Origin of the sequence: Psychromonas arctica (genome assembly GCF_038155225.1) — a bacterium.
GTDB lineage: Bacteria > Pseudomonadota > Gammaproteobacteria > Enterobacterales > Psychromonadaceae > Psychromonas > Psychromonas arctica_B.
Genome location: NZ_JBAKBA010000003.1, coordinates 1 through 13,793 on the forward strand (window position 1 = coordinate 1; position 13,793 = coordinate 13,793).

General features: G+C 33.2%; 9 protein-coding genes. 5 read left to right on the forward strand and 4 right to left on the reverse strand.

Translation table 11 applies throughout. The features are described 5' to 3' along the window. Positions 1 to 525: 525 nt before the first annotated feature. The 3 genes from V6255_RS02005 to V6255_RS02015 all read left to right on the forward strand — a co-directional run bounded on the left by V6255_RS02005 (position 526) and on the right by V6255_RS02015 (position 4,645). On the forward strand, positions 526 to 1,989 hold the full coding sequence (locus V6255_RS02005; protein WP_341626647.1) for an O-antigen ligase family protein: 1,464 nt from the start codon (positions 526 to 528) through the stop codon (positions 1,987 to 1,989). Between the two features lie 79 nt (positions 1,990 to 2,068). Next, positions 2,069 to 3,784 (forward strand): right-handed parallel beta-helix repeat-containing protein, encoded by a 1,716-nt coding sequence (locus tag V6255_RS02010; RefSeq protein ID WP_341626648.1) that lies wholly within the window; start codon positions 2,069 to 2,071, stop codon positions 3,782 to 3,784. 45 nt (positions 3,785 to 3,829) lie between these two features. Continuing rightward, complete coding sequence (locus V6255_RS02015) at positions 3,830 to 4,645, forward strand: polysaccharide pyruvyl transferase family protein (protein WP_341626649.1); 816 nt, start codon at positions 3,830 to 3,832, stop codon at positions 4,643 to 4,645. Here the strand turns inward: V6255_RS02015 and V6255_RS02020 are convergent. From V6255_RS02020 to V6255_RS02035, 4 genes are read right to left on the reverse strand one after another with little or no spacing between them, the layout of a single operon-like run. Then, on the reverse strand, positions 4,632 to 5,759 hold the full coding sequence (locus V6255_RS02020; protein ID WP_341626650.1) for a glycosyltransferase family 4 protein: 1,128 nt from the start codon (positions 5,757 to 5,759) through the stop codon (positions 4,632 to 4,634). The two genes, V6255_RS02015 and V6255_RS02020, sit on opposite strands and share 14 nt — an antisense overlap. A 5-nt stretch (positions 5,760 to 5,764) precedes the next feature. Then, on the reverse strand, positions 5,765 to 6,901 hold the full coding sequence (locus V6255_RS02025) for a glycosyltransferase (protein WP_341626651.1): 1,137 nt from the start codon (positions 6,899 to 6,901) through the stop codon (positions 5,765 to 5,767). Then, the gene (locus tag V6255_RS02030; protein ID WP_341626652.1) at positions 6,902 to 8,803 is read right to left on the reverse strand and encodes a glycosyltransferase; all 1,902 of its coding nucleotides are present in this window, start codon (positions 8,801 to 8,803) and stop codon (positions 6,902 to 6,904) included. A 10-nt stretch (positions 8,804 to 8,813) separates the two neighbouring features. Then, positions 8,814 to 9,866, reverse strand: a complete 1,053-nt coding sequence (locus tag V6255_RS02035; RefSeq protein ID WP_341626653.1) for a polysaccharide deacetylase family protein — start codon at positions 9,864 to 9,866, stop codon at positions 8,814 to 8,816. A gap of 393 nt (positions 9,867 to 10,259) precedes the next feature. On the opposite strand from V6255_RS02035, the gene V6255_RS02040 reads away from it, so the two are divergent. Continuing rightward, positions 10,260 to 11,765 carry an exosortase C-terminal domain/associated protein EpsI gene (locus V6255_RS02040; RefSeq protein ID WP_341626654.1) on the forward strand — a complete coding sequence of 502 codons (1,506 nt, stop codon included), beginning with the start codon at positions 10,260 to 10,262 and terminating at the stop codon, positions 11,763 to 11,765. Positions 11,766 to 11,823: 58 nt separating this feature from the next. Continuing rightward, a complete protein-coding gene (locus V6255_RS02045; protein WP_341626655.1) occupies positions 11,824 to 13,791 on the forward strand; it encodes an alginate lyase family protein in 1,968 nt (655 codons plus the stop codon). The last annotated feature ends 2 nt before the right edge of the window (positions 13,792 to 13,793 follow it).

The following is a 13,793-nucleotide window of genomic DNA, read 5'->3' on the forward strand; positions in this document are numbered from 1 at the left end:
GTGGCCCCCTATACATGCTGAGTAATTATTGAGCATCAAAGATCAACACGCCCTAGTAAGTAAGATGAAATTTTATTGTAAAGTGACGACATTAACAAAAAATTAAAAGTGATTTCTAATGTTTTTTAAGGGGGAGTTATCTCAAATAATTTTTTAGGGCTTTTTGTGATGTGATTTTTTATTTTTATAAAAAGCAGATGTTTGAACGTTCAGTCATTTAAGTTAATAAATTGGTTTTAGTGTGGTATATAATTGGAAATTAAATAGATATGTAGGAATATTATTTTTTCATGTTTTTTAGCATGCCGGTTTGCCTTATATTTCTGTCGATGAATATCGATTTAATACAAATATTTACTTGTTACTTTGATTTTTAATGCGACATCTAATGTTTTTTATTTAAATCAATATTAAGTGTTTTTAAAATCTTTTGTAACTGATTTAATTAAGCATGAATTTTAAACCAAAAAGTGTTTTCATCTTTACTTTGGTGGAGCACATTTTGTCAAAAAATGGAGAAAACCATTGATTCGAATTACTTTATTAACACTACTTATTATGTATTTATCTGCTTTTGCTTGGAAAGACTGGTTTAAGGCTGCCTGTTGGCTAGTGTTATTAATGGCTATTTTTCAACATCCTGATACGCCAAAATCAATCGCAGGGGTACCTGGTTTAAATCATTGGAATTTTTTATTTTTAAATGTCGTAATGTCTTGGCTTGTTAATCGTAAAAAAGAACAACTAACTTGGGAAATGCCTAAACATTTGAATTTTTTATTGTTTTTTTATGCCTTTTTTATTGTATTAAGCGTTATTCGATATTTAAGTGACCCGTCTGGAGTGCTTGAGTTAGATGCCACTTTTGGTGTTTCTTATGACCTTGGGGTCTCTGCAATCAATGAATATTTAATTAATTGTTTTAAATGGGTGCTTCCTGCTTTAATTGTTTTCGATGGTTGTAAGACTCGGAAGCAATATAATTTTTCCGTTGTGATGCTTGCCTTAATGTTTGTTTTGTTAGCTTTACAAGTGATTAAATCAATGAAATTTGGCTCATTAGGAATGAGTGGTGAACAGCTACAAAGGCGAGCATTGAAGGTTATTTCTCGAAGTGTTGGTTATCATCGTGTGAATATGTCAATGATGATGAGTGGAGCATTTTGGTTAGTATTTTGTTTGAAAGAGTTTGTTAGCAATAAAGTTCATTTTTATATAATAATACCTTCATGCATTAGCATATTATTAGCGATGGCAATGACAGGAGGAAGAACTGGTTATGCAACATGGGCAATACTTGGTGTTGTTTATTGTTTATTTAAATGGAAAAAGTATTTGTGGTTTGCACCTTTAGTACTAGGCTTAGTTTTAGTTATAGCACCTTCCGCTATTGAGCGGTTAACTCAAGGTATTGTATCTCAGCCCGATAATGAGATTGTAAATGAACAAATTGATTTTTCTACCAGTGATGATGTCGATCTTCAATCGGTAACGTCAGGGCGAGTAATTGCTTGGCCTCTTGTATGGGAATCTATAAAGAACGCACCTTTTTTAGGTTATGGTCGAGAGGCAATGAAAAATATTGGTATTACACAACAAATCATGATCGAACATGGAATTGGTGAGACTTTTCCCCACCCTCATAATTTATATTTACAGTGGTTGCAAGATAATGGTTTTATTGGAGCCCTCCCTGTTTTTATATTTTATTTTTTAATGGTTAAATATTCATGGAATTTATATAGAGATAATACTGAACGCATTTATGTCGTAACTGGTGGCATGTCTTTAGCCTTAATACTTGCTTTTTTAATTGCAGGGATGGGGAGCCAAACTTTTTACCCACGAGAAGGCGCAGTTGGAATGTGGGTTGCTATGTTTTTAATGCTAAGAGTTAAATTAGAAAGAGATAAAGTAAATAAAGGTTTGATAAGTGATTTAATTACCCCTAATGATAAGTATAAAAGTAAATATTTTGTTTTTAAGTAAATTATTTAGGGAATATGTAGTGGTTTTGGAGACTGCTACTCAAATAGATACGATATAAATATTAAAAAGGATAAATATAATGCGTGTTCTTAATTGTCTAAACATCATAAAAATGATGTCTTTTATTTTTGTAAGTACAAGCTTTACTGTTTGTGCGTATGAATTACCAAATGGTGTGCCAAATCCTATTGATAATTGGGGGACAAGCGACACTGGAGAAATTGTCAATCCTATATCAGGTGAAGCACCAGAGTCTTGGGAGGTAGCTAGTGAGTCAGGTTTACCTGCTTATTATATTGATTCTAGTTCTTCTAATGCGACAAACTCTAATAATACTTATGGTAGCCCAGACAAACCACGCAGTACTATTCCTGAAATAACTTATGAAGCTGGTTCATATATTGAAATACACGGAGGTCCTTATAACGGGGGAGGACAAATCATATTTAATGCAAATGGGGCTCCTGAAAAACCTATTTGGATACGAGGTCTATCTTCTAGTGAGCTCGGTAATATATCTGGTGAAATGATCGTTAAAGGACAATATGTTATTTTAGAGAATTTAAATTTTATAAAACAAAAACTAGGATTCCGTTCTAATAATAGTAGCTATGTACATCATGCAACAATAAGAAATAGCTTCTTTGAAGGTACAGGTGAAGTAGCAAATAGTTCATCTGCAGTTATTGCTGTAGAGGGGCGTAAAGACAAAAGATTTCATGATATTATTATATATAACAATACTATACATAGTTATGGGAAAAGTTTTATAGATTCAGACCCTTCACTTGGAGAAAGTATTGAAAATGATTATCATGGTGTAAAAGTGACTAAAAATTCCGATCGAATTTGGGTTGTAAAAAATGAGATCTATAACCTTGGTGGTGATTCTGTTCAAATAGGTAATGCAACAGTAAATGATGGAGAAAGAAGTAAGGGCGTCTATATTACCGATAATGATTTTTATGAAAATTTAGAAAATGGTGTTGATATTAAAGCTGCTGATGATACTTTAATTATTAATAATCGCATATGGGGCTTTGTGAGACACAAGAATAATAGCTCATCAGGCGGTGGGATTATTATTCATAGTAAAGCATCTAATACTTGGGTTGTAAATAATGAGATATTTAATAGTGCCGGTGGTATTGCTGCTACAGATAGTTCATTGAACACTTGGGTAATTGGTAATGTAATTAAGAATATACAACATCCTGAGTGGGATACAGATTGGGCTGGAGGCTTATATGATAGTGGAAGTGCTATTCATTTCCGAGGAGGATCCTCAGGCGGCGCAATCAATAATACCATTATAAATTATGATAAAGGAATAGAAGCTGCATCGGGTGAATATGTGTTCTTAAATAACATACTGTTTAATCGAAATAATGAAGCTGGAAATGATTTGTTTGTAGAGTCCACTGATAATGATGTTTTAGTTAAAAGTAATTTGGTTTTTTCAGAATCAAGCTCATTAAAAGAAAATAATGTTAATTGCTTGTTATGCTTATATCAAAACCCTGATTTTTCTGATTTGTTAGTAGATGAAGCTCTTTCTTCTGATTCAGCTGCACTTGCATCCGGTTATGATATGCAAAGTTACTTAGATCAATACCAAGACGTTTTTGAAACTGTTTTAAATAAGGATATATATAATAATAACAGGTTTGTAGGTAGCATAGACGTAGGTGCTGTAGAAAATCAGTTTTCATCGGAAATAAAAGATGCAGGAGTTGGATTGCCAAACGCAGCTGAAATTCTTGATATTAAAGTAATTAATACAAATAATGAATAAACAAGGAGAATGCAGATAATTTAAATTTATCTGTACTAATGTGCGATGAAAGAAATATATGTAAAATGGTTTCAAAGAAAAAGTAAATTAGCATTATTTGGTATTAAGCCTAAAAATTTTGGTGATGATTTAAACCCTGTATTAATTGAAAAAATATCAGGGAAAAAGGCTGTTCGTTTAGATAAAATACCTAAAAAAAATCATAAGCCTTGTCATCTAGTTGTTGGTAGTATTTTACATTGGGCTGATGGAAATACGCTTGTTTGGGGAGCTGGTTTTGCTACAGAAGGTAGTAAAGTTATTACTCCACCGTTAGGTATTCATGCAGTAAGAGGGCCATTATCAAGGCAAGAGCTAATAAAGTCAGGATTGAAATGCCCAGAGGTTTATGGTGATCCTGCTTTGTTACATAAACGTTTGTTTAATGTGTCGGCCACTAAAAAATATAAACTAGGTATCATTGCTCATTATGCAGAAGCTAAAAATGTCTTTTTTAAAGAATGGTTAATGGCCCAAGTGAATCATCTTGATGATGTTAAAATTATTAGTGTGGCGGATTCTGTTGATAATGTTATTCACCATATTAATGAATGTGATTATATTGCATCGAGTTCATTGCATGGAATTATAATTGCTGATAGTTATAATATACCTAATGTTCATGTTAATTTTAATGGGTTTGTTCCTCATACTCAATTTAAATTTTATGATTACTACCAATCAATAAATAAACGTTATTCTGGTCCGTTTATTGTCGAAAGAGAAACGACAATAAATAATATAGTTGATCAGGCGAACGGTGATGAAATAAAAATAGATTTAGACTTATTGATGGAAAGTTGTCCTTTTATCGCAAATTGACCTTATTTAAATGATGTATGATTTCTTCATGCATCATCTTACCTGTGTTTTCCCACGTATAATTATCTTTAATTAAGTTGTAACCGGCTTCTCCATACTGTTTGCATTTTTCTGGGGAAGATAATAATTCGATAAGGCGAGAGGCAAGACTCTTTATATCATCAGGGTTAACTGTATATCCACTTTTTCCTTCGCTAACAAAGTCCGGAATCGCGCCAATATTGGAAGCAATTACAGGTAACTTATTGCTAAAGGCTTCAATAAAAACAATGCCAAATGGCTCTAATCTGGTTGGTAAACAAAATACGCTTGCTTGGCTATAAAATTGATTCACCTCATTTAAGGAAACACGTCCTACAATAGTACAATTTTCTATGTTTATTTTAGGAGTACATCCTACAATTGTTAATGTCGCATTAGGTAAACTGCGTCTTACTATTTTAAATGCCTCAACTAATTGAGGACCTCCTTTTCTTTCCCATGCAACCCCTAAAAATAAAATATTCTGTCGGTTATAACGTGAGTCATTGTACTTGTTTTCAGTTACTTTTGAGTTGCTGCCTACGTATACATTTTTTATTTGTTGTGGAGGACAATTATAATGTTCTGCCATAGAGCGAGAGACATGGTTACTCATTGTGAAATTGATAGTTGCATTAGCGTAAACACTTTTTTCAAGCTCAATCCACTTATTGGGATAAAGCTTATTAGGATTAAATGCGGGGTAATATTTATTGGCTAAATGCGTATGATCTGTGTACAGGAAATTAGGAATACCAGGAAAGCTTACATCAAAAAACGATTGAGTTTGAAATGTAAAAATATATTTTTTTTCTTGAATTAATTGATGTGCTCTTTTTCTTACTAAATTAAAGAAAAACTTAGTTCGGTAAACACTATCTATAAAGGTTCGTCTTTTAAGTAAATCAGGAATCAAATAATCTTTTGCACAAGATAACCAAAGCATAGGATTTTTGATATTAATCAAGTCCTCCCATATATCAATAACTTCTAGTTCATATTCTGGGAAATTATTGATTAAAATGTCTTTTACTTTGTTATTTGTATGAGAAAAACTTCCCATTTTAAAAAATGCAATTTTTTTCTTTGCCATACTTATTACCTGCACATCGCATTTTTGTAAATATTACACATGTTTTCTGCTAGTTTTACTGAAGAGAACTTATTAATCATAACATCTCGCGCATTCTGAGAGAAAATCTGTAACTGAACTGGATCATTTAGAAGCTGATGCATATAGGCTGTTAGTGCTTTTATATCATCAAGCTCCACAATATAACCTGAATGCCCATGTTCGATAATTCGGTTATTATCTGATACGTTAGTTGCAATGCATGGAATACCACATGCCATTGATTCGAGTACTACATTAGGTGTACCTTCAAACAGCGATGGCAATACAGTAAAGTCACACGCAGGGTATATGTCTTCAATATTATCTTTATTGCCTAAAAAAATAACATCTTCAGCAAAACTCGAGTTAGCAATTTCATTTTTAACGCGCTCAGTATAGTCATCTGAACCATGTAACCCTCCATGTAACATATCACCAACTAATAACAGCTTAAAGTGATTACCTTGTTGTTTTAGTTGTTCTAAAGCTGCAATTAAAAAAGGATGATTCTTTTGTAGTTTAAAGCTCGCAAACATCCCTATTAATTTAGTGTTTATATCAATGCCTAAGTTCTCTCTGATATGCTTTTTATCACTTATATTAAATCTAGTTGTATCAACCCCGTTATAAACCACATGGTACTTATTTTTAGGTTGTTGTGTCTGACTGGCATTATAATCTGCGCCACTTTGAGAGTTCGCTATAATATTTGAAACTAAGTTTTTGGTAAGAAAGTAAGCCTTTTTCTGTATTGGTTTTAAAGTATAATTGGCATTTCTTTCTGAGCCAATCACTGTAACTCCTGTATTAGAAAGCTTGGCCGCTAATCGGGATGCAATTTCAGCATCAAATAAATAACTATGGATAACATCAAAACGTTGCTTTCTGATTAATTTAGTCAATTTACAAACGACAGAAAAGTCAAACTTACTCTTCTTATGTATGATATGCAAAGACGTTCCTTGCTTGAATTGTTCAGCAAGTGGAGCGTAATTAGATAAAGAACAAACGTGTAATTCAAATTTATTCCTATCTACATTATTGACTAATTCAACGATCTGACGTTGTGCACCACCAAATTCCATATTACTGATGACAATTAATACTTTTATTTTTTCCATTTACTGGCTCTTGTTTTCTATTTTATTTGCTAGAACTATTGTTGAATGAGCTAAATACTTAGCTAAGAAACTTTGTGACATTATTTTTTCATTTAACTTTTCACATAATGAAATGTTGAGACGCATATTAACTAATTTAGGGTTTAAAAAACCGTAACTAAAGTAGTTGATATTTTGAATTAAAAAACCGTTTTTTTCTAAATCATTAAACAACTCATCCATTTTCCATTGCTTATGATATTCTTGCTCAGTGATGTGGTTTGGAGTACTGAAAACTCTCTTTATAGGCCTGACAATTTTTTTACCAAAAGTTCGTAGTTTTCTGAAAATAGAGTGTTGGTTTGGTACAGATAATATTAATTTACCATCGACTTTTATTACTCTGTTAAATTCTGAAAATGCTCTTTGATATTGCGGAATATATTCCACTGTACCTAAGGAGACAAGTGCTTCTGCAGATTCGCTATAAAATGGTAAAGATGTTGCGTCTGCGACCTGGAAATTTATGTTATGAGAGCCTAGATTCTTAGCGTGGTTTATCATTTCTTCAGCAAAATCAACCCCAAGGATTTTTGCTCCTGTTATTTTTTGAAATATACGTGTTGCATCGCCCGTCCCGCATCCTACGTCTATCAATGTATTTTCTTTGCATAATTGTATTGAATCTAGATATTGACTAGCAAACTTAGATCTTACTTGTAAATCTAAATGGGATATAGAAGATCCTTCGTGATTATAATAATCAGCCCAATTTATACTCATTTCATTAAAATGTTGTTGTGTTCTTGCGTTATACGATAACTTTAAAAATTCTTTTTCAAATTGCTTTTGTACCATTTCCATTTCATGGTTTTTTAAATAATACTGGTAGCTATTTTGAGAGCATTGTAACCAATAATTTTGATCTTCTAGTAAGTCTTTAATGGCTGCTATTAATTGCTGTTGTTCTGAGGATGAAAATCCCAGTTTATTGTTGGTTATGACATTATCTGGATCGACTGTGCTAATAACTGGGACTCCATAACTCCAAGCTTCTAAAAAAGTATTTGGGAAACCTTCGTAGAAAGATGTGTTTAATAAAGCTGAAGCTCCTTTATAAACACTTGGCATATTTTCTCGGCTTATTTTTCCTAGGAACTTAATGTTTTTTAGAACATCAGCCCTTGGAAGAATATTATCGGTATATTTAGCATTATGATTATCAGGGCCGACAACTTCAAAGGAAATATCAGGCAAAGCCTCTGCAATATCAATTAGCCATTCTATGCGCTTTACTTGCTGAATTCTTCCTACCCAGATTATTTTCTTTGCTGAAAATTGTTGTTCGGGGATTGCTTGGCCTTGTGGGGGGGTTGAAGGCATTGGAATGACTTTAGAGTCTAATTGGAAATTGTTTTTTAATAATTCTAATTGTTTATAAGTTTGACATATAATTTGATTCGCATTTTTCAACCCATATAAAAACAGAAACCTATCTCTTTTAGTTTGTAATTTAGGAAAACTTTTCTCGCAATCAGCATCACTTGCTACAGTATAAATAAACGCTTTATTATTGTTTTTTGCCCAAAATGCCACCTGCCCTGTTACATATTCAGCACAGTTATGATAGTAAAGCTCTGCATCCGCTTGTTTCAGTGCTTTAACTAAAGAGCTCCAACGTGGAGTAAAAAATCGTAAAATCGGAAAGCCATCTTCTACATTACAAAGTTTTATTATTTTTATTTTATTGACGACTTGAACTTTTTCTCCTCCTTCATCCCAAGTTATAACAGTGACGTCATGGCCATTATTAACTAACCATTCACTTAATAAAGCAGTTTGCCTTTCAACTCCACCAATATGTCCTGAACCTTCGCCAGTTAAAGCCCCATAAGCATAATGTGCAACGATGCATATTTTCATAAAACAATAATTATCCTAAAATAGTATTTTGAAGAGACAGTTTAAGTGCAGATATCTTATACAAAATCTTATATTGATTTGTACCTGTTGGGAGATTCATGCGTTTGAATTGTATCATGTTGTCACCAACTTTATTAAGTCCAGGGTCGGTGGTTAAAGCACATTGATAGTATTTTTTTACTAAGGTTTCTGCTGTATCTTTATAACTGTTATCTGGGTAGCAAAATGTGTTGCAGGCTAGCTGTAATTTATATTCTATTGTTCGTTTTGAATGGGATAATTCAATGTCTATGTCATTCTCATTTAGCAGTCCTATACGAGCATGGTTAATTGTATGGCTACCTATTTCGAAATTAAATCTTTCAGTCGCGCTTTTAAGTTCTTTCCATGATGCTATTTGTGCATAAATATCGTCATTAATAACGTCTTTTAAGGCTTTACCAGTGTGCATCTCTATCGATGTTGATAATGTATCCAAATAATTGCGCATTATTTGATCGTCATTGAATTGCAATTTTATCCGACGACGAAAGTCGCTATAACTTGTAGTTAGCCTTTTACGAGAAGTACAATCAAACATAAACGATTCTCCAAGAATTTGAGTTGAAAAACCATCTTCTTTAATTTGTTGTAATGCATAATCTAGCCTATCGAACCAAAAGGGGATGTTTTTTTCTGTATGTTCAGAAGAAACAAAAATAGCCGGATGAATATTAAACTTTGAAAAAATAGGCCCTGAAGCTTTGATATTATTTAAATACCCATCGTCTAAGGTGATTACTAGTGCATTATTAATAGGTTTTATTTCTTTTTTAAGTATTTTAATCGCTGTTGATAAAGATATAAATTGGTATCTTTTGCTTAACGTTGAGAGTGTAAACGTTAGTTCATCGGTGTTATGTTGAGTTCGTAGAGGTTGCCATAAACTTGAATTAATATCGCTGCTTTTTACGATACTATGAGCATAAAGAATGGTGATCTTTTTGCGATGAATGTAATGGAAGAATGAAAAAATACCAAGATTAAAAATAAGCCTTAGAATTATAGTCTTTAGTATAGGCATTTTTTGTTAGCTGTACTAACAGCCCCTTTTATTTAGTTAATGATGAAAATAATATCTTTTTATCATTAAATTCACAATGTTTAAGATTTTAGCTTAGACATTGCTGTTAAAAAATATAGAATCCTATTTTAAATTTATAGCTAATCTAGTTCATTAGTTTTGTGCTTATGACAATATTTTTCTTCTAACCTGATATTTTTCAATTATTTAATTAATATTGGTATTTTAACAAACTCTGACTTGTCGAAAAAGATGCATGATAAAGCTAAAAAATTAGCGCTTGATCTGTATCACTCTGAGCGTGTCGCAGAAAGAACAGTTGCAGTCTATAAAGAAATATTGATGTAGTTTGATGCAGTATTACAGTCACTAATTGGCTAAAAGGATAGTATTTTGTTTAAGCGTATTTCAGGCCATTTTTTATTTATTGCTTCTTTGATTTTACTGTCAACGGTTAACGTATCAGTATTATTGAGCATTTTTGATGAATGGAATAGTGATGGACCTTACAGTCACGGTTTTTTAGGCATTCTAGTTGTTTGTTATGTCTTTTATTTACAGCGTAAAAATCTAACTGCTACCACTTTATCAAAACAACAATATGGTTTTGGTTTATGTTGTTTAGTGGCGTGTCTCCTGATTGCATTAGTTGCTCAACTATCTAGTATTCAACAGTTACAACAGTTGGCTTTTTTCAGCTCAATGCTCTCTTTAATTTTCTGTTTTTATGGCTGGAGTGTTGTTAAGTCTTTCTTTGTGCCTTTATTGATGTTGCTACTTATTTTACCTGTTTGGAACGTTTTACAGTTTCCTTTACGAGAGCTATCGACACAAGCAGGGCAGTGGGGGCCTGAGTTAATTGGTATTGCTGTAGATCGCGATCATTTTAGATTATCTACCGCTGGTGGGATGTTTGATGTTGAGCCTGCTTGTTCTGGTTTAGGCTTTTTTATGGTATCTGCTCTGTTGGCTTTTTGCGTTGGGTATTTCAATAAATTAAGTACTAAAAAAACACTTTGGTTTTTGTTCATTTGTTTGGCTATTGCCATTATAGCCAATTGGTTACGTATCATTATTATCATTGTGGTGGGTACTTACACTGAAATGAATCACTTTATTGTGCATGATCATCTAACCTTCGGTTGGATTGTTTTTGCTATTTGTTTATTGCCGCTTATTTATATCGCACGCACCTATTTTGATGACTCTCAAAAAGAGCCGAATCAAAGCATTGCTAATGGAACGAATGAGATATTAGATGCTGCATCTTCCCCGATTAACAAAATTAATAAACCTCAAACTATAGCGACTTTTTCTATTTTAATTTTATTCGTTGGTGCTTCACATTGGATCCCTTCTCGATATGACGAAAACTACGCATTAACAGTACCTAATGTAAAAAACTATGAGATGGTGAGTAGTAATAAAAGTAATAGCCCCAATTGGAAGCCTTATTCACAAGGAGTCACTAAAGAGCGCTTCTTTTATTACACTAAGGACGCATTAGGCTTTCAAGTTTATCTTGCTGACTATATTAAACAGGAACAAGCAAGTGAGATGATTTATGTGGAAAATTATCTTTTTGATAAGCAATTTTGGGATCGAATTGAAGATAAAAAATTAGCACTGCTAAATAGTCGAAACCTACAAGAAACTAATTTTTTACTCTTAAAAAAATCTTCTCATCGATATCGAATGATTGCTTCTTGGTATGTCATTAATGGTGTACTAACAAGTGATAAAAAAATAGCTAAACTGGCCGAAGTGAAATCTGCATTACAAGGGCAACCTGGGGCAACATTAATTGCTATTAGCCTTGATTTTGATGGTAAAGCTATAGCTGTCGCTGAAATGCAGTTAAGTAAATTTATTTATGCTTACCTTCATCCATCTGAATAACAATTTACGAGACTAAATAATTATGCAATCCCTTACTTGGTATATTAAACGAATTCAAATGATGTCTGTCAGTGAGATAAAATGGCGAGTGACTTCATTAAGTGATGCCTGGGCTGAACGAGCACGCGTTCAATTTAATAAAGTGCCTAAAGCTGAATTTGTTGATACCTATGATGCTGAATCTAGCTTTGAACCTGGGTTTAGTGTTTTTGAAGGGCAAGTCGAACATTATAATGAGCAATGGTTAACGCCTTTATTAACTCATGCTGAGTCTATTATGGAGCATAAGCTTAGTTATTTTGATTTAAAAGATCACCACTTAGAATCACCTATTAATTGGCATAAAGATCATAGTGCAGGTATCTATTCAAAACTTGGTCATATACTTTCAGTTAATTACCGAGATTTTAAAAATAACGGTGATTGTAAATTAGTATGGGAACCAAATCGTCATCATCAAATGGTGGTGTTAGCGCGAGCATATAAAGTATCTGATGATATTAAGTACGCACAAGCAGCCGTAGAACAAATGACGCATTGGTTAGATGAAAATCCATACGGTAAAGGGATGAATTGGCGTAGCCCATTAGAATTGGCTATTCGTTTAATTAGCTGGGTATGGACAATCGATTTAATCAAAGATTCTGGATTATTTACTGGTGATTTTAAACAACGATTATTAGAAAGTGTTTTTTTACATTGTCGTGACGTGAGTGGGAAGTTTTCACAAGGTACTTCTGCAAATAATCATTTAGTGGGCGAAGCCGCAGGCGTTTATATTGCTGCTTGTTACTTTTCAATGCTTAAAGATGCCAAGCAATGGCAAGAGCAAAGTAAGAAAGTATTAGAAAAAGAGATACAAGCACAAACCTTTGCTGATGGTTGTACTAAAGAACATGCCTTTAGTTATCAGTTTTTTGTATTTCAATTTTACTTATTAACTGGTTTAACCGGGAAGTGGAGTGATGATTCGTTTTCTCCTGCTTATTGGCAAACGCTTAATCGTTTAAGTCATTTTATTGCAACGATTGCAGAAGGTGGCCAACATTACCCTATGTTAGGCGATCAAGATGATGGTTATGTTTTAGATCTTGGTGACCATGTGCATGATATCAATGCACTGTGTGATGTTGTGAGTCATTTATATGATGACACCATCTTTACACAAGGTTTAAAGCAAGCAAGTGAGTCTTCATTTTGGCTGTTTAATAACAGACAACAACCTATTAATCAGATTAACCCAAATGAAAGAGAATTAAGCCCCGTCGCCTTTACAGACTCTGGGTATTATTTGTTACAAGCTGGTAAATTGAGTGATAAAAACCAGGCCAGCATTTTAATGGATGTCGCTGAACTAGGTTATACAGCAATAGCTGCTCATGGACATGCAGATGCATTGAGTTGTGTTGTTCGTATTAATCAACAGGATTTATTTGTTGATACGGGCACTTATGATTACTTTAGCTTTCCACAATGGCGTAACCATTTCCGAAAAACAAGAGCGCATAATACTATCGAGATTGATGGCCTTGACCAATCTGTAATGACAGGGCCTTTTATGTGGGAGTCACATGCACAGTCAGTGTGTTCAATTTGGTCTCCTACTGAATTTGGCGGTAAAATTGTCGCCGAACATGATGGTTACAAACGTTTAGGTTCTCCAGTAAATCATCAACGTAGTATCGATTTAGATGTGCAGAAAAAACAAATTAATATTGTAGATTCATTAGCAACACAAGGTCAGCATGATGCTGTTATTTATTTCCACTTTTCAGAAGATTGTCAAAATATAGAAATCAAAGAAGGGATTTGTACTTTAACGTTAGCTGAAAATTTAGTGGTTATTAAATTGCCTGAAAAAATGCAAGCTACGTTAATCAAAGGTGAAGTATCAGATGATCAACAAACCCCATCATTAGGATGGTTGAGTCGCGGATATCATCAAAAAGTGCCGATTATTACCTTAGCGTTATCTGCACATATCAGTGAAGATAAAGAGTTCATTACCGCTATCTCTTGGAGTTAGTG